Source organism: Limimaricola soesokkakensis (genome assembly GCF_900172345.1).
GTDB lineage: Bacteria > Pseudomonadota > Alphaproteobacteria > Rhodobacterales > Rhodobacteraceae > Limimaricola > Limimaricola soesokkakensis.
In genome coordinates, this window is the sequence record NZ_FWFY01000001.1 from 487,357 (window position 1) to 505,791 (window position 18,435).

The 18,435-nt window shown below is 68.0% G+C and carries 15 protein-coding genes; 7 read left to right on the plus strand and 8 right to left on the minus strand.

What is annotated here, in order from left to right; translation table 11 throughout:
* Positions 1-3 precede the first annotated feature (3 nt).
* The 6 genes from LOS8367_RS02305 to LOS8367_RS02330 form a co-directional block, all read right to left on the minus strand.
* A complete protein-coding gene (locus LOS8367_RS02305; RefSeq protein WP_085894817.1) occupies positions 4-564 on the minus strand; it encodes a CvpA family protein in 561 nt (186 codons plus the stop codon).
* An 8-nt stretch (positions 565-572) separates the two neighbouring features.
* Positions 573-1,964, minus strand: coding sequence for a DNA repair protein RadA (radA, locus tag LOS8367_RS02310; RefSeq protein ID WP_085894818.1), 1,392 nt, complete (start codon positions 1,962-1,964; stop codon positions 573-575).
* Between the two features lie 109 nt (positions 1,965-2,073).
* On the minus strand, positions 2,074-2,802 hold the full coding sequence (locus tag LOS8367_RS02315) for a DNA repair protein (protein WP_085894915.1): 729 nt from the start codon (positions 2,800-2,802) through the stop codon (positions 2,074-2,076).
* 192 nt (positions 2,803-2,994) lie between these two features.
* Positions 2,995-4,032 carry an alanine racemase gene (gene alr, locus LOS8367_RS02320; protein WP_085894819.1) on the minus strand — a complete coding sequence of 346 codons (1,038 nt, stop codon included), beginning with the start codon at positions 4,030-4,032 and terminating at the stop codon, positions 2,995-2,997.
* Between the two features lie 58 nt (positions 4,033-4,090).
* On the minus strand, positions 4,091-4,846 hold the full coding sequence (locus tag LOS8367_RS02325; protein ID WP_085894820.1) for a COG3904 family protein: 756 nt from the start codon (positions 4,844-4,846) through the stop codon (positions 4,091-4,093).
* Positions 4,843-6,138 carry a hypothetical protein gene (locus tag LOS8367_RS02330; protein WP_085894821.1) on the minus strand — a complete coding sequence of 432 codons (1,296 nt, stop codon included), beginning with the start codon at positions 6,136-6,138 and terminating at the stop codon, positions 4,843-4,845. The genes LOS8367_RS02325 and LOS8367_RS02330 overlap by 4 nt, the downstream gene beginning before the upstream one ends.
* Before the next feature lie 209 nt (positions 6,139-6,347).
* Here LOS8367_RS02330 and LOS8367_RS02335 point away from each other — a divergent pair, with 209 nt between their 5' ends.
* From LOS8367_RS02335 to LOS8367_RS02360, 6 genes are all read left to right on the plus strand, one after another.
* A complete protein-coding gene (locus tag LOS8367_RS02335) occupies positions 6,348-7,658 on the plus strand; it encodes an ABC transporter substrate-binding protein (RefSeq protein ID WP_085894822.1) in 1,311 nt (436 codons plus the stop codon).
* 167 nt (positions 7,659-7,825) lie between these two features.
* Positions 7,826-8,698, plus strand: coding sequence for a carbohydrate ABC transporter permease (locus LOS8367_RS02340; protein ID WP_085894823.1), 873 nt, complete (start codon positions 7,826-7,828; stop codon positions 8,696-8,698).
* Positions 8,699-8,769: 71 nt separating this feature from the next.
* Positions 8,770-9,600 carry a carbohydrate ABC transporter permease gene (locus tag LOS8367_RS02345; protein ID WP_085894824.1) on the plus strand — a complete coding sequence of 277 codons (831 nt, stop codon included), beginning with the start codon at positions 8,770-8,772 and terminating at the stop codon, positions 9,598-9,600.
* An 11-nt stretch (positions 9,601-9,611) separates the two neighbouring features.
* The gene (locus tag LOS8367_RS02350) at positions 9,612-10,616 is read left to right on the plus strand and encodes an ABC transporter ATP-binding protein (protein ID WP_085894825.1); all 1,005 of its coding nucleotides are present in this window, start codon (positions 9,612-9,614) and stop codon (positions 10,614-10,616) included.
* The gene (locus LOS8367_RS02355) at positions 10,613-11,386 is read left to right on the plus strand and encodes an L-iditol 2-dehydrogenase (protein ID WP_085894826.1); all 774 of its coding nucleotides are present in this window, start codon (positions 10,613-10,615) and stop codon (positions 11,384-11,386) included. The genes LOS8367_RS02350 and LOS8367_RS02355 overlap by 4 nt, the downstream gene beginning before the upstream one ends.
* Positions 11,387-11,417: 31 nt before the next feature.
* Positions 11,418-12,887 carry a mannitol dehydrogenase family protein gene (locus tag LOS8367_RS02360; protein WP_085894916.1) on the plus strand — a complete coding sequence of 490 codons (1,470 nt, stop codon included), beginning with the start codon at positions 11,418-11,420 and terminating at the stop codon, positions 12,885-12,887.
* Between the two features lie 21 nt (positions 12,888-12,908).
* Here the strand turns inward: LOS8367_RS02360 and LOS8367_RS02365 are convergent, their stop codons facing one another.
* Together LOS8367_RS02365 and LOS8367_RS02370 are read right to left on the minus strand one after the other, a co-directional pair.
* Positions 12,909-13,868, minus strand: a complete 960-nt coding sequence (locus tag LOS8367_RS02365) for a sugar-binding transcriptional regulator (protein WP_085894827.1) — start codon at positions 13,866-13,868, stop codon at positions 12,909-12,911.
* Positions 13,865-14,545, minus strand: a complete 681-nt coding sequence (locus LOS8367_RS02370) for an HAD family hydrolase (RefSeq protein ID WP_085894828.1) — start codon at positions 14,543-14,545, stop codon at positions 13,865-13,867. Before LOS8367_RS02370 ends, LOS8367_RS02365 begins: the two co-directional genes overlap by 4 nt.
* 163 nt (positions 14,546-14,708) lie before the next feature.
* On the opposite strand from LOS8367_RS02370, the gene LOS8367_RS02375 reads away from it, so the two are divergent.
* Positions 14,709-18,296 (plus strand): hydantoinase B/oxoprolinase family protein, encoded by a 3,588-nt coding sequence (locus LOS8367_RS02375; protein WP_085894829.1) that lies wholly within the window; start codon positions 14,709-14,711, stop codon positions 18,294-18,296.
* The last annotated feature ends 139 nt before the right edge of the window (positions 18,297-18,435 follow it).

The following is an 18,435-nucleotide window of genomic DNA, read 5'->3' on the forward strand; positions in this document are numbered from 1 at the left end:
GGCTCAGGCCGGGGCGGCGCAGAGGCCGACGAGCTGCTCGTATTGCAGCGTCACCCAAGCCAGCGCCGCCTGCGGTTCCTCGGTCGAGAAGCCCTCGGTGATCTGGCTGAACACCGCCGCCGCGCGGCTGTTCTCGACCATCGGGATCTGCTGTGCCGAGAGGATCACCTCGTAGACGAAGAAGCCCACCGCCACGAGCAGGATGCCGCGCGCCACGCCGAACAGGAAGCCCAGGCCCTGATCGATGCCGCCCAGCGCCGAGCGCTGCACCGCGCCGGAGAAGACCGGCGTGAAGATCGAAAACAGCACCAGGGCGATGGCGAAGACCACAGCGAAGGCGGCGATGATCGACAGCTCGCAGCTGTCGCCGATGAAATCGCCCACCACCGGGATCTGCCGCACAAGCGGTCGAACCTGATCGGCGAAGATGAAGGCGAGGATCGTTGCGCCGATCCAGCCCGCGATGGCCAGTGCCTCGCGCACCAATCCGCGTGAATAGGCAAGAAGCGCCGACACCACGACGATGAGCGCGACGATGCCGTCGATGATCGTGAAACTTTCCATGAGAACCCTTATTCCCGTTCGCCGGGCGCCAGTCCGAACACCGTGTCGACGAAGCCCGGCAGGTCGCGCATCTCGCGCAGGTCGAGCCCGGCTGCCATTTCCGCCCCGGCGCGACGCTTCGGGCGCTGCGGCAGGATGGCCTGCGTGAAACCAAGTTTCGCGGCTTCTTTCAACCTGTTTTCCATCTGCGACACCGGTCGCACCGCGCCCGAGAGAGAAATCTCGCCGAAGATCGCGCAATCCACCGGCAGCGCACTGTCCTCGCGGGCGCTGATCAGCGCGGCCGCCACGGCGAGATCGGCGGCGGGCTCGCCGATGCGAAGCCCGCCCGCGACGTTGAGATAGACGTCGAGCCCGGCGAAGGAGACGCCGCAGCGGCTTTCGAGCACCGCGAGGATCATCGCCAGCCGCCCGCCATCCCAGCCCACCACCGAGCGCCGGGTCTGGCCGGGCTGTGCGGGTGAAACCAGCGCCTGGATCTCGCACAGGATCGGCCGCGTGCCCTCGATACCCGCGAAGACCACCGAGCCCGGTGTCGCGGTGTCGCGCTCGGAGAGGAACAGCGCCGAGGGATTCTTGACCTCGGCCAGTCCCTTGCCGGTCATCTCGAACACGCCGATCTCGTCGGCCGGGCCGAAGCGGTTCTTATGGGCGCGCAGGATGCGAAACTGGTGGCCGCGCTCGCCCTCGAAATAAAGCACGCAATCGACCATGTGCTCGACCACGCGGGGGCCGGCGAGCGTGCCCTCCTTGGTGACGTGGCCAACCATGATCACCGCGATGCCGCGGGTCTTGGCGAATGTCGTCAGTTCATGCGCCGCGGTGCGCACCTGGCTGACCGATCCCGGCGCGGCCTCGACCTTGTCCGACCACATGGTCTGGATGGAGTCGATGATCACGAGGTCGGGCCGCTCGGCATCCAGCGTGGTCAGGATGTCGCGCAGGTTGGTTTCGGCGGCGAGCGTCACCGGGCTCTCGGTCAGGCCGAGGCGCTGGGCGCGCATCTGCACCTGCGCCGCCGATTCCTCGCCGGTGACGTAGATCACCTTGAGCCCGCCCCGGGCAAAGCGCGCCGCCGCCTGCAACAGCAGGGTCGACTTGCCGATGCCCGGATCGCCGCCGACCAGCAGCGCCGAGGCGGCGACGAGGCCGCCGCCAAGCACACGGTCAAGTTCGGCCACTCCGGAGATGGTGCGCGGCGGCGCCTCGGGCGTGGAGGCGAGATCGGTGAGCGCGATCTTGCGGCCGCGCTGCGCCCCCAGCGCCTTGGCGCCGGGCCCCGAGGTCAACGGCGCCTCTTCCTGAATGGTGTTCCATGCGCCGCAGGCGTCGCAGCGCCCCGACCATTTCGAATGGGTCGCGCCGCATTCGGTGCAGACGAAATTGAGATCCTTGGCCATGCCGCTCTTTTCGCCGATCCCGGTCATACGAGCAATGGCCCGACGCGATGCGCCGGGCCATCGATGTTCACCTTACGTTGACGGCATGCTCCGCCACCGGGGCCATGGCCTATTCGGCGGCAGGCTTCATGTTCACGACCTTGGGCAGGTCGTCCGGGGACCGGTCGTCCTCGGCATCGCGCTTGGTCGCGTCGTAGCCCAGTTCGGGAAGGATGGTGCGGAGCTGATCGTCGAGCTGCGCCAGCTGGCTCGCCACCACGCTTTCCTCGAGCTCGACCTGATCGGACCAGCGCTTCAGCTCGCGGCAGATGTGCAGCGCCTCGACGATGCGTTCCTGCTGGCGCTCGGCATCCTCCTGCCGTTGCGTGAGGAACTTGCGGGCGCGGGCCACTTTCTCGTCGGAATAGATATCCGCCAGATTGCGCGCCTGTTCGCCCATCTGCGCAGCGACCTCCATCACGTCGTGCTCGAGATGGCCCAGATCAGGGTGGTCGCGCAGGAAGGCGAGGCGCTCGCGCACCGCGTCGAATTCGGAGGACATGGTGAAGACACCGGCCCGATCGGCGGTATGGGCCACGTGGTAGGCCCGCGCTACGTCATCCATCGAGATGCGGAAATCGCGGTGGCTCTTTTCGAGGGACAGGACGCGGCCCGAGGAGGGCAGGAAGAAGACCAGCGTGACCAGCAGGCCGGTCAGGAAGATCTGCAGCGCCATTCCGGCCCAAGGCAGGGCGGTCTCGCCGAAGCTGGCGCTCAGCTGTAGCCATGGCAGGTATCCCAGCGTGGCGGCGATGGTGGCGGCGAGGGCTGCGGCGGCAGCAAGCGCCAGCACGGTCATCGCGATCATCTGCAGGGCGCGGGTGGCGAGGGCGGCGGGGCTGGACTTGGTCACGAGCGGTCTCCGGCACGGATGTGTCAGTTTCCACTCTAACCTCGGCGGCTCTTTGCCGGTTCCTCAAAGCGTCGCTTCACCAAAAATTGTGACGGTATTGTCGCTAAACCGTAATCGATGCGGGTCGTGCGCCCCTCATCACCCCGGAATTTCAATCCTGGCGTAGCGCGAGCCGAGCGAGGTGAGGATTTCGTAGCCGATCGTGCCCGCGGCCTCGGCCAGCGAATCAACGCCCTGATGCGGGCCGAGCAGGGTCAGATATTCGGGGTCCTCGCCCAGATCGGTGACGTCCACGGTAATCAGGTCCATCGAGACACGCCCGACGAGCGGGCAGGGCGTGTCGCCATGCCAGAAGGTGGCGCGCCCCGACATCGCCCGGATCAGCCCGTCGGCATAGCCGCCGGAGATCGTGGCGATGCGGCTGGGGCGATCGGCCTGCCAGGAATTGCCGTAGCCCACCACTTCGCCCTCGACGAGATCGCGGCACTGCACCACCGGCAGGTCGAGCCGGACCACAGGCTGGGCCGCATCGAAGGGCAGCCCGCCGTACAGGCCGATGCCGGGGCGGGTCATGTCGAAATGATAGTCGCGGCCGAGCAGGATGCCGCCGGTGGCCGAGAGGGAGCGCGGCACGCCGAGCCCGTCGGTCATCTGCCGGAAGATGTCGAGCTGGTAGGGGTTCATCTCGTGGTCGGGCTCGTCCGCGCAGGCGAGATGGCTCGTCAGCCAGACCGGCGCGTGATCGAGCGCGATCCCGGCCGCCTCTGACCAGTCGGACCATTCGAAGCCGAGCCGGTTCATCCCGGTGTCGAGCTGGATGCCGAAGGCGTGGCCCGGCAGCGCCTCGAGATGGCGGGCAAGCTGATCGATCGAATTGAGCATCGGGATCAGCGCGGCCGCGGCAAGGCGGCGCGTATCACCCTCCATGTGCCCCGAGAAGACGTAGATTTCGGGCGCCGGGCCCAGCGCCCTGCGGAGCGCCGCGCCCTCTTCGGCCACCGCCACGAAGAAGCGCCGCGCGCCTTCATGGGCGAGCCTGCGGGCGACGCGCGCAGCCCCGAGGCCGTAGCCGTCGGCCTTGACGACCGCCCCCGTCTCGCAGGAGGTCATGGCGTCAAGCGCGCGCCAGTTGGCGGCGAGCGCGTCGAGATCGATGGTAAGGGCGCCGGTGCTCATGGCCCGCCTTGTGACAGGCGCAGGCGCGGCGTCAAGAGGGAGGGGCCGGGGGCGGCGTTCAACCGGCGGGATCGGGCGCGGCGTGGCTCAGCCGGTACCGTTCCAGTTCTTCGGGTAGCAGCAGGTAGATCTCGTCGGGGGGTGTGGCGAGCGCGTGGCGCATCAGTGCCGGATCGACACCCATCTCGATCAGGTAGCCCATCACCTCACCCTGTCCGCGCTGGATGTCCTCGACCGCGAAGATCGCGGGCAGGGCGGTGTTCTGGTCGAAATAGTGCTGATGCAGGCCGACCCAAGCGCCCTCGGCCACGCGGCGCTCGATCCCGCCCGCCAGTATGTAGGGGCAGGCCGAGAGACAGATCGCCTCGGCGCTCATCCGCGTGTCGGTCGCGGCCCCCCGCAGCAGCCGCCCGATCTCCAGCGCATCGATGACCGAGCCACCGGGGCTGTCGAGCCAAGCAGTGCCCGGCGTCGCCTCGGCGAGATCGAGCGCGGCGGTAAGGCGGGCGGCATCGCCGGGCGCGATGCGTCCCCTGAGGAACAGCGCCCCGTCGCGCAGGTCGATCGCGAGCCGGTCGGGCATGTCGCCGGTATCCGGCATCGGCGTGCCATCGGGGCGCTCGCGCGCGGGCAGCCGGTCGGGGCGGAAGCGGCGGGTCTGGTCGCCGGGGCGCACCGGTTCGGTGATTTGCGGCGCGCTGGAGGGCCAGACGATCCGCGGCAGGGCCCGCGCGAGGTCGCCGCCGAACAGCAGCGCGCCGAGGGCGATCTCGGCCATCAGCACGGCCACGAGCCAGCGGCGCGGCGTGCTCATTCGGCGGGCCGGGCGATGTCGACCGGCGTCGGCGCGGCAGTCGCGTTTGGCTCCTGCGACTTCTCGGCCGGGGTGGCGGCCTCGATCTCGCGCAGCGCGATCAGCGCGCCGCGCAGCTCGGCCAGCGTCATCTGGTCCTCGACCGCGACGCCGTCGCGCCCGGTTCGGATCGCCGCCTGTGCCACCGAAACGATGAGCACCAGCACCGCAGGCAGCAGGTCGATGGCAATCGCGCCGGCCCAGGAGGGCACGAAGTTGCGGGCATAAAGGATCACGGCGTCGGCGGCCGAAATCGGGGTATAGGTGGTGTCGGCTGGCGGCGGCATCGCGATCACCGCCTCGGCGGCCTGACGAAGCGTGTCGGCACGCTGGCCCAGCACGGTCAGCACCGACTCGATGGTCGCCCGCTGGCCCGAGCGGGCCGCATCGTCGCCGCCATCGAGCTGCGGCAACACCACGGAAGCGGACAAATCGCTCGCCGCGCGCACCACCAGCGGCGCGACCGAGAGTTGGCGCAGCGTGGTGATCACGCCGGCGAGCCGCACCGCCTCTTCCGAGAACTCGACCGAACGTGCCTCGACCGGGCCGGGCGCGACGGTGAGCGCGCGCATCCGGCTCAGGATCGCGTTGCCTTCGGCGAAGGCCGCGTCGAGAAGCGGCTGCTGGCTGGCGATCTGTGCCTCGAGCGCCGATAGCTCGTCCGATTTCTGGCGCAGCAGCCGGAACACCGCGCCGCGCCCGGCCAGGCCCGACAGCCCGCCCGATGCCTCCTGTTCGCCCAGATCCTCGAAGCTCGTGCGCACCCGGGACACGTCGCGCCCGAGCCCCTGGGCCGAGACCGCGATCGTGTTCGCCCGCTCGAGCGCGCCCTGGTAGTCCTGCACCGTCGTCGCGAGGTGCTGCTCCACCGCCGCGGCGCCGGCCAGTGCCGCGGCGTTGAGCCATGACGACATGGCGACGATCGCGAGCGAGCCCAAGCCCATCGAAGCCAAGAGACCGATCCGCGAGGCGGCGGAGCGGACGGCGGGCAGGAGCCGCAGCATGTAGGACCAGAAAACGAAAATGCCGACCGAGACGGCGATCGAATAGGCCATCGCCGCGAAGATCGAGAGCGCCCCGGTATCGTCGAGCAGCGACGACACGCCGAGATAGGTGTAGATACCGCTTGCCACGGCGAGCACGCCGAGTGCGGTGCCGGTGAAGCTGTCGAGCCAGGCGAGGTGCCCCTCGATTTCGCGCGACTGGCGCAGCCCGCGTGCTTCCGCCCGGCTCGTCGTTCCGCTCTCGTTCATCCGTCATGCCCCTCGCTGCAGCCGGGAAAGCCTAACGGCGACCTCATAGCTTGCGAAGCCGGGTCGGATCACGTTCCGGCCATTAACCCTGCGTTAACCATGCGTCCAGCGCAATGCCGTCATGCGCCGCTCTTGACTCGACTCGGCAAATGAGTGAGTAATTGCCCATCGGCTAGGCAAATGCTCTAGCAGTGAGTGGGAGGAGAGACATGACCAAGACGACCCGTATCCTGATGGGGGCGACCGCATTGTGCGGCATGGCCGCGATCGCGCAGGCAGAAACGCTGACCATCGCGACCGTCAACAACGGCGACATGATCCGCATGCAGGAGCTGTCTTCGGATTTCACCGAGAAGCACCCGGACATCGAACTCGACTGGGTGACCCTCGAAGAGAACGTGCTGCGTCAGCGCGTGACCACCGACATCGCCACCAAGGGCGGCCAGTACGACGTGATGACCATCGGCACCTACGAGGTTCCGATCTGGGCCAAGCAGAACTGGCTCGTGCCCCTCGACGACCTCCCCGAGGAGTACGACGCCGAGGACATCCTGCCCGCGATCGCCGGGGGCCTGTCGGTCGACGGCACGCTCTATGCTGCGCCGTTCTACGGCGAGAGCTCCATGGTCATGTACCGCACCGACCTGATGGAAGAGGCCGGGCTCGAGATGCCCGACGCGCCGACTTGGGACTTCATCAAGGAAGCTGCGGCGGCGATGACCGACAAGGAGAACGAGGTCTACGGCATCTGCCTGCGCGGCAAGGCCGGCTGGGGCGAGAACATGGCCTTCCTGACCGCCATGTCCAACAGCTATGGCGCGCGCTGGTTCGACGAGAACTGGGTACCGCAGTTCGACAGCCCCGAGTGGAAGGCTGCGCTCGACGACTACCTGATGCTGCTGAACGAATACGGCCCCCCGGGTGCCGCGAACAACGGCTTCAACGAGAACCTTGCGCTGTTCCAGCAGGGCAAGTGCGGCATGTGGATCGACGCCACCGTCGCCGCTTCCTTCGTGACCGGTGACGACAGCACCGTGGCCGACAAGGTCGGCTTCGCACTCGCCCCCGACAACGGTCTGGGCAAGCGCGGCAACTGGCTCTGGGCTTGGAGCCTCGGTATCCCGGCCGGCACCGATGCCGAGGATGCTGCCAAGACCTTCGTGGCCTGGGCGACCTCCAAGGAGTACGCCGAGCTGGTCGCCGAGAAGGAAGGCTGGGCCAACGTGCCGCCGGGCACCCGCACCTCGCTCTACGAGAACCAGGAATACCTGGATGCGGCGCCCTTCGCGCAGATGACGCTCGACAGCATCAACGCGGCCGACCCGAACAACCCGACCGTGGATCCGGTGCCCTATACCGGGGTGCAGTTCGTCGCCATCCCCGAGTTCCAGGGCATTGCCACCGCGGTGGGCCAGCAGTTCTCGGCGGCGCTTGCCGGTCAGATGTCGGCCGAGGAAGCGCTGCAGGCGGCTCAGGACCTGACTTCCCAGGAGATGCAGGCGGCGGGTTACGGCCAGTAACCGCCACCGCATGACAGGCGGGGCCGGACCCTCCCGGCCGGCCCCGCCTCCCCCCGCCGATCACCCCATCACCGTCACGGGCCGCCGCCTGCCATCCTCTCCGGTCGCCCGCGCGACCGGGCCCGGGGATCGCGCGCCGCCGCCCGTCCCAGATATCGGAGAGACCGATGGCCACCCAACATTCCCGCTCCGCCGCACGGATCATGATTTCGCCCGCCGTGCTGCTGTTGCTGGCGTGGATGATCGTTCCGCTGGCGCTGACGATCTACTTCTCGCTGCTGCGCTACAACCTGCTGATGCCGGGCACCGAGCGCTTCGTGGGGCTGCTGAACTACAAGCTGTTCTTCAACAACCCGGCCTTCTTCACGGCGCTCCTCAACACGCTGCTGCTGGTCGGGGGGGTGCTGATCATCACCGTGGTCGGTGGCATCCTGCTGGCGATCCTTCTGGATCAGCCGATGTGGGGGCAGGGGATCGTGCGCATCCTCGTCATCGCGCCGTTCTTCGTCATGCCGACCGTCTCGGCGCTGGTCTGGAAGAACATGTTCATGAACCCGGTCTCGGGGCTCTTCGCGGAGTTCTCCAAGGCGGTCGGGTTGCAACCTTTCGACTTCCTGACCCACGCGCCTCTGGCCTCGATCATCGGCATCGTGTCGTGGCAGTGGCTGCCTTTCGCGACGCTGATCCTGCTCACCGCGATCCAGTCGCTCGACAGCGAGCAGATGGAAGCGGCCGAGATGGATGGCGCCTCGCCGCTGTCGCGGTTCTGGTACATCACCCTGCCGCACCTCTCGCGCGCCATCACCGTGGTGATCCTGATCCAGACGATCTTCCTGCTGTCGGTCTTCGCCGAGATCCTGGTGACCACCAATGGCGGCCCGGGCAACGCCTCGACCAACCTGACCTACCTCGTCTACGCCCGTTCGCTTCTGAACTTCGACGTTGGCGGCGGCTCGGCCGGCGGCGTGGTCGCGATCATCCTCGCCAACATCGTCGCGATCTTCCTGATGCGGATGATCGGAAAGAACCTCGATGCCTGAGCAGATCACCTTCGCCGCGCGGGGCCTGACCCCGCGCCCGCCCCGCACGCCGAACAGAGGGAGCGCCTGACATGGCCCGCGCCGTCTCCAACCGCCGCAAGGTCGGCTATACCATCGCCGCCTGGATCATCGGTCTCGCGATCTTCTTCCCGATCCTGTGGACCATCGTCACCAGCTTCAAGACCGAGGCCGAGGCGATCTCCTCGCCGCCCAGCTTCATGTTCTTCAACTGGACCACCGAGAACTACACCACCGTGCTGGAGCGCTCGAACTACTTCCGGCACTTCTGGAACTCGGTGGTGATCTCGCTGGGCTCGACCGTGCTGGGCCTGATCATCGCGATCCCCGCCGCCTGGTCGATGGCCTTCGTCCCCGCCAAGCACACCAAGAACGTGCTGATGTGGATGCTCTCGACCAAGATGCTGCCGCCCGTCGGCGTGCTGATCCCGATCTACCTGATCTTCCGCGACGTCGGCCTTCTCGACACCAAGACCGGCCTGGTGATCGTGCTGACGCTGATCAACCTGCCGATCATCGTCTGGATGCTCTACACCTACTTCAAGGAGATCCCCGGCGAGATCCTCGAGGCCTCGCGGATGGACGGCGCGTCCCTGCGCGACGAGATCATCTACGTGCTGACGCCGATGGCCGTGCCGGGCATCGCTTCGACGCTGCTCCTCAACGTCATCCTCGCCTGGAACGAGGCGTTCTGGACGCTCAACCTCACGGCCGCCAAGGCCGCCCCGCTCACCGCCTTCATCGCCAGCTATTCGAGCCCCGAGGGCCTGTTCTACGCCAAGCTCTCGGCCGCTTCGACCATGGCCATCGCGCCGATCCTCATCCTCGGCTGGTTCAGCCAGAAGCAGCTCGTCCGCGGGCTCACCTTCGGCGCAGTGAAATAAGGAATATACCCATGGGACGCATCACGCTCGACAAGGTGACCAAGAAATTCGGCGACGTGGAGGTCATCCCGCCGCTCGACCTGACCATCGATGACGGGGAGTTCGTGGTCTTCGTCGGCCCCTCGGGCTGCGGCAAGTCCACGCTGCTGCGGCTGATCGCCGGGCTCGAGGACGTCTCGGGCGGCGAGATCCGCATCGACGGCAAGCCCGCCACCGACCTGCCGCCCGCCAAGCGCGGCCTGGCCATGGTGTTCCAGAGCTACGCGCTCTACCCGCACATGTCGGTGCGCAAGAACATCGCCTTCCCGATGAAGATGGCGGGCATGCCCGAGGACGAGCAGAAGCGGCGCATCGACAACGCGGCGCGCGCGCTCAACCTCACCGACTATCTCGACCGGCGCCCCGGCCAGCTCTCGGGCGGCCAGCGCCAGCGGGTCGCGATCGGCCGCGCCATCGTCCGCGAACCGGCGGCCTTCCTGTTCGACGAGCCGCTGTCGAACCTCGACGCGGCGCTGCGCGTCGGCATGCGGATGGAGATCTCCGAGTTGCACAAGAAGCTCGACACCACGATGATCTACGTCACCCACGACCAGGTCGAGGCGATGACCATGGCCGACAAGATCGTGGTGCTGCGCGCCGGCAACATCGAGCAGGTCGGCAGCCCACTCGAGCTTTATCGCAACCCGCGCAACACCTTCGTGGCGGGCTTCATCGGCTCGCCCAAGATGAACCTGATCGATGGCGCCGAGGCCAAGAAGCACAGCGCCGAGACGATCGGCGTACGGCCCGAGCATATCGACGTCTCGGCCAGCGAGGGCACCTGGAAGGGTCGCATCGGCGTCGCCGAGCACTTGGGCTCGGACACCTTCTTCCACGTGCATGACACGGGTCTGGCCGAAACGCTCACGATCCGCGCCAGTGGCGAGGTCGCGCTGCGCCACGGCGACACCGTGTTCCTGACCCCGCAGGCCGACAAGATCCACCGCTTCGACGCGCAGGGGCTGCGCATCGCATGAGCCGATTGGCGGGAAAATCCGCGCTGATCACCGGTGCCGCACGCGGCATCGGTCGCGCCTTTGCCGAGCGCTACGTGCGCGAAGGCGCGACGGTGGCCATCGCCGACATCAATCTCGACGCGGCGCAGGCCGCCGCGACCGAGATCGGGGCGGGCGCCTATGCGGTGCAGATCGACGTCGCGAGACAGGACAGCATCGACGCCGCCATCGCCACGGTGGTGGAGCGCGCGGGCAGGATCGACATCCTCGTCAACAACGCCGCGCTGTTCGACGCGGCCGAGACCGTCGACATCACCCGCGAGAGCTTCGACCGGCTCTACGCCGTCAACGTCGCGGGCACGCTGTTCACCATGCAGGCCGCCGCCCGGCAGATGATCGCCCAAGGCCATGGCGGCAAGATCATCAACATGGCAAGCCAGGCCGGACGTCGCGGTGAGCCCCTCGTACTCGTTTATTGCTCGACCAAGGCCGCCGTCATCTCGATGACCCAGTCGGCCGGGCTGAACCTCATCAAGCACGGCATCAACGTCAACGCCATCGCACCGGGCGTCGTCGACGGCGCGCATTGGGAGCATGTCGACAGCATGTTCGCCAAGCTCGAAGGCAAGCAGCCCGGCCAGAAGAAGGCCGAGGTCGCCGCCGGCGTTCCCGCCGGCCGCTTCGCCACGCCCGACGACCTGACCGGCATGGCCGTGTTCCTGGTCTCGAACGAGGCCGATTACATCGTGTCGCAGACCTACAACGTCGATGGCGGCCAATGGATGAGCTGACGGCTCGTTACAATTCTACAGGAGGCTGATGATGGCCATTGATCTCAACGCCGCGGCTCTCGACCGCCTTCCCGAAGGCGTCGCCGGGCCCGATTACGATCGCGCGAAACTCTCCGCCGGTATCGTGCATATCGGCGTCGGCAATTTTCATCGCGCGCATATGGCGGTCTATCTCGACCGGCTGTTCGGCACCGGTGCCGATCACGACTGGGCCATCAGCGGCGCCGGCGTGCGGCCCGGCGACGCGAAGATGCGCGAGGCGCTGGAAAAGCAGGACTTCCTCACCACGGTGGTCGAGCTCGACCCGGCCGGGCTTTCGGCCCGCGTCACCGGCGCGATGATCGAGTTCACCGAGATCGACGCGCAGAAGCTCGTAGCCCGGATGTCGGACCCCGCGATCCGCATCGTCTCGCTCACGGTGACCGAAGGTGGCTGGTTCGTCGATGCGCGCACCGGCGGCCTCGACACCTCGAACCCGGACATCCGCCACGACGCCGAGCAGCCGGACCAGCCCAGAACCGCCTTTGGCATGATCCTCGCCGCGCTGCGTCGCCGCCGCGATGCGGGAGAGGCGCCCTTCACCGTGATGTCCTGCGACAACCTGCCCGAGAACGGGCATGTCGCGAAGCAGACGGTGGTGGGGCTGGCCAAGCTTGCCGACCCTGCCTTTGCCGACTGGGTCGCGGAGAACGTCGCATTCCCCAACACCATGGTGGACTGCATCACGCCCGCGACCTCGGATCGAGAGCGGGCCTTGGTAAAGGACCGTTTCGGCATCACCGACGCCGCCCCCGTGGTGTGCGAGCCGTTCCGGCAATGGGTGCTTGAGGACAACTTCCCGCAGGGCCGTCCGGCGTTGGAGAAGGTCGGCGCGGAATTCGTCGCCGACGTCGCGCCCTACGAGCTGATGAAGCTGCGTATCCTCAATGGCGGCCACGCGGCCATCGCCTATCCCTCGGCGCTTCTGGGGCATCACTTCGTCCATGACGCCATGGCCGATCCGCGCATCCGCGCCTGGCTCGAGGCGCTGGAGACGCGCGAGATCATCCCAACGCTGGAGCCGATCGAAGGCGTCGACTTCGAGGCCTATCGCCGCAAGGTCGAGGAGCGCTTCTCCAACCCCGAGATCGGCGACACGATCCCGCGGCTGTGTTTCGACGGCTGGAACCGCCAGCCGAAATTCGTGCTGCCGGTGATCCGCGACGCGCTTGCGGCGGGTCGGAACGTCGATGGGCTCGCGCTCGAGGTGGCCCTGTGGTGCCGCTATTGCGCCGGCACCAATGATGCGGGCGAGGCGATCGCGCCGAATGACGACAATGCCGAAGAGCTGAAGACCCGCGCGCTCGCCGCGAAGGACGATCCTTCGGCCTTCCTCTCGAACGAGACGGTGTTCGGCGATCTGGGGCGGCAGCCTGCCTTCGCCGACGCCTTCGCGCGCCAGCTGGCCTCCCTGTGGAACGACGGCGTCGCCGCCACGCTCGAGCGCTACGCGCGGGGCTGAGGCGCCCCGAGGGCCGGGCGGCTACTGCTTCAGCAGCCGCTCGGCCGTCGCCTCGTCGGTGATCAGCCCGTTGATCAACCGGCCGTGCAGGGCGGCACGGATCGCCCCCGCCTTGTCCTTGCCGACCGCGAGACCGACCACCGGACCGCTGCCGGGCACCGGCAGCGGTGCCGAGGCCACGCGGCGATTGAAGGCGCAATCCATGACCCGGCCGTCGGCGTCGTAGACCCAGCTCGTGATCTCGCCCGCCGCTCCCTCGGCCATGAGCGCCTCCATCTCCTCGGCGGTCATGAAGCCGTCGACCCGCAGCGGCGCGTTCAGGCCGATCTGGCCGACGCCGACTAGGGTCAGATCAGCACGGGTGCACAGCTCCATCGTGTGCCGCACCGCCTCCTGGCCATGCATGACCCGCAGTTCCTCCTCGTCGCGCGCGACCACGGGGAGCGGGTAGGGGTAATGCCGTGCGCCGACGCGCTCGGCCATGCGGATCACCGCGTTGTAAGGGGTGGCCGAGCCGTCCGACATCATGTTGCCCAGCCGCGAGACGATGCGGTGCTGTGGGCAATCCATGCGCGGCAGCTGTTCGACGCAGGCCCGCAGCGCCCGGCCGGTGCCCAGCGCAATGATCTTCTCCTCGGGGCTCTTGAGGGTCTTTTCCAACACGGCCGCAGCGGCAATGGCGATGCCGGTGAGAAGCTCGGGGACCGACGGGTCGGACGGCACCACCTCGATCACCCGCAGGCCGAAGCGTTCCGACAACGCGCCCGAGAGATCCATGCAGCGCGCGATCGGATGATCGAGCCGGACCTTGACCAGCTTTTCCGACACGGCGAGCGATACCAGCCTTTGCGCCGATTGGCGCGAAACGCCGAGCTTCTTGGCGATCTCGTCCTGGGTGTTGCCCGCGACATAGTAGAGCCAGCCCGCGCGTGCCGCATCGTCGAGGCGGGTCGTCTCGGGGGTGAAGCGCGACTGGCTCATACCACCTCCGGCGCGGGCAGGCTGTCGAGAAGCGCGGGCAGATCGGTCCAATGGTGCAGGAGGGGCAGGGCGGGATCGTGGCGCAGCGTGGCGGTGGCAAGGTGGCTGCCGCCCAGAAAGCGCACGGCGGTCATGCCCGCCGCCGCTGCCGCCTCGAGCCCCGGGAGGCTGTCCTCGATCACGAGGCAGCGGGCCGGTTTTGCGCCCATGGTCTCGGCCGCAAGCAGGAACAGGTCGGGGGCGGGCTTGCCCCGCGCCACCTGACTCGCGGTGAAGACATGCGGCAACGCCTGAGCAAGGCCGGCAATGGCCAGCGATCGCGCAACACGCGGCGGCGAGGACGAGGTGGCGACGCAGAGCGGCACGCCACGCGCGGTTAGCATCGCGACGGCCTCGGCGATGCCCGGCATCGGCTTCAACTCGCGCTCGAAGCGCCTCAGGAGCCGCGCCCGGTAGAGGCTTTCGAAATCCGGGGCGAGGGGATGGCCCAGCTCTTCGCGGATATGCCGCGCCACGGTCGGAAAGCTTCGGCCGAGGAAGTTGCGACGCACATGATCGAAATCGATTTCCACCCCGTCTGCGGCGAGAAGCTCGATCAGAACTTCGGCGCTGAGCAGTTCGCTGTCGATCAGCACGCCGTCGCAGTCGAATATGATCAGATCCCAGTTGCGCGTCATGCCATCCTCCCTGCAGTTCGCCGCAATTCGTCTCCTCCGGCTGGAGAGTGCCACAATCGCGAGCATTTGCCCATAGCCTGAGCTAATGCGCGAGATAGTCAGGCGGCTTGACCGCTTCCGGTGGATTGCGCACCCCTTGGCGGACAGCACAAGGGGGTGGAGCATGAGTGTTTGGGATTTCTGGGTGGATCGTGGCGGCACCTTTACCGACGTGGTCGGCCGGGCCCCGGATGGCACGCTGCATCCGCTGAAACTCCTGTCCGAAAACGCTCAGGCCTACGAGGATGCTGCGATCGAGGGCATTCGAAGGCTGTTGGGCGGTACCGTCGAGCCCGCGCGCATCGGCACCGTCAAGATGGGCACCACCGTCGCCACCAACGCGCTGCTCGAACGAAAGGGCGACCGGACCGCCCTGCTTGTCACGCGCGGCTTCCGCGACGCGCTCAGGATCGCCTATCAGGCGCGGCCCGACATCTTCGCCAAGGAGATCCTGCTCCCCGAACAGCTCTACGACCGCGTGATCGAGGTGGAGGAACGGGTGCGGGCGGATGGCGCCATCGAGACAGCCTTGGACGCCGAGGCCCTGCGCCCCGAGTTGGAGCGGCTCCGTGCCGATGGCATCGACGCTGTCGCTATCGTGCTGATGCATTCGTGGAACGCGCCCGGACACGAAGCACGGCTCGCGGAAATGGTGCGTGGCATGGGGTTCGGGCAGGTCTCGGTCAGCCACGAGGTCTCGCCGCTGCTGAAGCTCGTGGGGCGTGGCGATACCACGGTGGTCGATGCCTATCTCTCGCCGATCCTGCGGCGCTACGTGGCGCGGGTGGCCGGGGCCCTCGGTGCGACGCCGCCGGGCGAGGCGGGGCCGACGCTGCAATTCATGATGTCCTCCGGCGGCATGACCGCGGCCGAGGCGTTCCAAGGCAAGGACGCGATCCTGTCCGGCCCCGCGGGCGGTGTCGTCGGCATGGTCGAGACGGGCCGTGCCGCCGGTTGGGACAAGGTGATCGGCTTCGACATGGGTGGCACCTCCACCGACGTGGCTCATTGCGCCGGCGAATACGAGCGCGCTTTCGACACCGAGGTAGCCGGGGTGCGCATCCGCGCGCCGATGATGCGCATCCATACCGTGGCGGCGGGGGGCGGTTCGGTGCTGCACGCCGACCCCGGCCGGTTTCGCGTCGGCCCCGACAGCGCCGGCGCCGATCCCGGGCCGCTCTGCTACCGGCGCGGCGGGCCGCTCACCGTGACCGACGCCAACGTCATGCTGGGCAAGCTCGACCCAGACCTGTTTCCGGCGATCTTCGGCCCCGGTCAGGACCAGAAGCTCGACCGCGACGGCGTGCGCGCGGCTTTCGCAAAGGTGGCGGGCGATCGGAGCCCGGAAGAGGCGGCGGAAGGCTTCGTGCGGATCGCGATCGAGAACATGGCCAACGCGATCAAGAAGATCAGCGTCCAGCGCGGCCATGACGTGACCCGCTACCTGCTCAATTCCTTCGGTGGCGCGGGCGGGCAGCATGCCTGTCTCGTCGCCGACGCGCTGTGCATGGAGGCGGTGCTGGTGCATCCGCTTTCGGGGCTGCTCTCGGCCTATGGCATCGGCCTCGCCACCGTCTCGGCCAGCCGCCAGCAGGGCTTGGTGCGACCGCTCGCCGAGGATAGCCGCACCGCGCTGGACGCGGTGATCGCGGATCTGACGGCGCAGGTACGCGACGACCTGGCCGGGCAGGGCGTGTCGGATGAGAGCTACGTCGCGCGGCTGCATCTGCGGTACGAGGGCACGGATACCGCGCTGCAAATCCCCTTTGAGGGCGACATGGCGCGAGCGCGCGCCGCCTTCGAGGCCGCCCACGAGGCGCAGTTCGGCTTTCTCAGCCCCGAGCGGGGGCTGGTGGTCGAGGCGGTCGAGGTGGAAGGCACGGAGCCGCCGCATGCGCTGGCCGAGACCGGTGGTGCCGCGCCCGATCGGGGCGAGGCGCGCCCGGCGGAGACGGCGCGCTTCTTTTCCGGTGGGGAATGGCACAAGGCCATGGTGTATCGGCGCGAGGGGATCACGTCCGGCCACGAGATGCGCGGGCCGGCGCTTATCATCGAGCCGAACCAGACCATCGTGGTCGAGCCGGGCTGGACCGCGCGGCTCACGGGGCGCGACGATATCCTGCTTGCGCGCCACGAGGCTGCGCCGCGCCAGCTCGCCGCCGGGACCGAGGCCGATCCGATCCTGCTCGAAGTGTTCAACAATCTCTTCATGAACATCGCCGAGCAGATGGGCGTGGCGCTTCAGAACACCGCGCAGTCGGTGAACATCAAGGAGCGGCTCGACTTCTCCTGCGCGGTGTTCGACCAGGATGGCGCGCTGGTCGCCAATGCGCCGCACATGCCGGTGCATCTGGGCTCCATGGACCGCTCGGTCGAGGCGGTGATCCGGCAGAACGAGGTGATCCGCCCGGGCGACGTCTTTGCCCTGAACGCGCCCTACAATGGCGGTACGCATCTGCCGGACATCACGGTGGTCTCGCCGGTCTTCGACGAGGCGGGCCGCGAGATCCTGTTCTGGACCGCCAGCCGGGGCCACCACGCCGATGTCGGCGGCACCGCACCCGGCTCGATGACGCCGCTGGCGACCACGGTGGACGAGGAGGGGGTGCTGATCGACAACTTCCACCTCGTGGATCGCGGCCAGTTCCGCGAAGAGGCGCTGCGTCACCTGCTGACCGACCATCCCTGGCCCTGCCGCAATCCCGAACAGAACATCGCCGATCTCAAGGCGCAGGTCGCGGCCAATGCGCGCGGTGCGGCGGAGCTGCGGCGCATGGTGGCCGAGTTCGGTCTCGACGTGGTGCGCGCCTATATGGGGCACGTGCAGGACAATGCCGCCGAGGAGGTGGCGCGGCTGCTGGGCCAGCTCTCTGACTGCGAATGCGACTACGAAACCGATACCGGACAGGTGATCCGGGTGCGGATCACCGTCGACCGCGAGGCGCGGCGCGCGACGGTCGATTTCACCGGCACCTCGGAGGCGCGCGACAACAACTTCAACGCGCCCGAACCGGTGGCGCGCGCCGCCGTGCTCTACGTGTTCCGGGTGATGTGCGAGCAGCCGATCCCGATGAACGCGGGCTGCCTGCGCCCCATCGATATCGTGATCCCCGAGGGCTCGATGCTGCGGCCCGCCTATCCGCGCGCCGTGGTGGCGGGCAATGTCGAGACCTCGCAGCACGTGACCAACGCCTTGTTCCAGGCGCTGGGCGCCCTGGCCAATGCGCAGGGGACGATGAACAACCTCACCTTCGGCAATACACGGCACCAGTATTACGAGACCATCTGCTCGGGCAGCCCGGCGGGGCGGATGAATGACGGGCGCGGTTTCGCCGGGACGTCGGGGGTGCATACCCACATGACCAATTCGCGGCTGACCGATCCCGAGGTGCTGGAGACCCGCTTTCCGGTGCTGCTGGAGAGTTTCGCGCTGCGGCCGGGATCGGGTGGTGCAGGCGCGTTCCCGGGTGGCGACGGCACCCGCCGGACGCTGCGCTTTCTCGAGGAGATGGACCTGTCGATCCTGTCCTCGCATCGTCACCGCCCGCCGGAGGGGCTGGATGGCGGCGGCGCGGGCGAGGTCGGGCGCACCGAGATCCGGCGGCTGGACGGCAGCACCGAGACGCTGCCCGCCTGCGCGCAGACCCGGCTGAAGTCGGGTGAGGCGGTGACGGTGGTGACACCGACGCCGGGCGGGATCGGCAAGGCCTAGGCCGGAGCAGGCGCATCTGGGCGGGGGGCGTGCCGCTCTTCGCCATGCCGCGGATGGCCTGACCTGCGCCGCATGTGGATGACCGGTGGCAACAATGCCGTGGCGCTCCCGCGTCACGGCAGCGTGCGCCGCCGCCCGT

What these genes read in the sequence shown, in the direction of transcription:
- LOS8367_RS02370 (WP_085894828.1), bottom strand. Translation starts at nt 14,545, where the DNA reads ATGACGCGCAACTGGGATCTGATCATATTCGACTGCGACGGCGTGCTG.
- alr (WP_085894819.1), bottom strand. Translation starts at nt 4,032, where the DNA reads ATGAGCACCGGCGCCCTTACCATCGATCTCGACGCGCTCGCCGCCAAC.
- LOS8367_RS02335 (WP_085894822.1), top strand. Translation starts at nt 6,348, where the DNA reads ATGACCAAGACGACCCGTATCCTGATGGGGGCGACCGCATTGTGCGGC.
- LOS8367_RS02325 (WP_085894820.1), bottom strand. Translation starts at nt 4,846, where the DNA reads ATGAGCACGCCGCGCCGCTGGCTCGTGGCCGTGCTGATGGCCGAGATC.
- LOS8367_RS02365 (WP_085894827.1), bottom strand. Translation starts at nt 13,868, where the DNA reads ATGAGCCAGTCGCGCTTCACCCCCGAGACGACCCGCCTCGACGATGCG.
- LOS8367_RS02355 (WP_085894826.1), top strand. Translation starts at nt 10,613, where the DNA reads ATGAGCCGATTGGCGGGAAAATCCGCGCTGATCACCGGTGCCGCACGC.
- radA (WP_085894818.1), bottom strand. Translation starts at nt 1,964, where the DNA reads ATGGCCAAGGATCTCAATTTCGTCTGCACCGAATGCGGCGCGACCCAT.
- LOS8367_RS02305 (WP_085894817.1), bottom strand. Translation starts at nt 564, where the DNA reads ATGGAAAGTTTCACGATCATCGACGGCATCGTCGCGCTCATCGTCGTG.
- LOS8367_RS02340 (WP_085894823.1), top strand. Translation starts at nt 7,826, where the DNA reads ATGGCCACCCAACATTCCCGCTCCGCCGCACGGATCATGATTTCGCCC.
- LOS8367_RS02315 (WP_085894915.1), bottom strand. Translation starts at nt 2,802, where the DNA reads ATGACCGTGCTGGCGCTTGCTGCCGCCGCAGCCCTCGCCGCCACCATC.
- LOS8367_RS02345 (WP_085894824.1), top strand. Translation starts at nt 8,770, where the DNA reads ATGGCCCGCGCCGTCTCCAACCGCCGCAAGGTCGGCTATACCATCGCC.
- LOS8367_RS02375 (WP_085894829.1), top strand. Translation starts at nt 14,709, where the DNA reads ATGAGTGTTTGGGATTTCTGGGTGGATCGTGGCGGCACCTTTACCGAC.
- LOS8367_RS02350 (WP_085894825.1), top strand. Translation starts at nt 9,612, where the DNA reads ATGGGACGCATCACGCTCGACAAGGTGACCAAGAAATTCGGCGACGTG.
- LOS8367_RS02330 (WP_085894821.1), bottom strand. Translation starts at nt 6,138, where the DNA reads ATGAACGAGAGCGGAACGACGAGCCGGGCGGAAGCACGCGGGCTGCGC.
- LOS8367_RS02360 (WP_085894916.1), top strand. Translation starts at nt 11,418, where the DNA reads ATGGCCATTGATCTCAACGCCGCGGCTCTCGACCGCCTTCCCGAAGGC.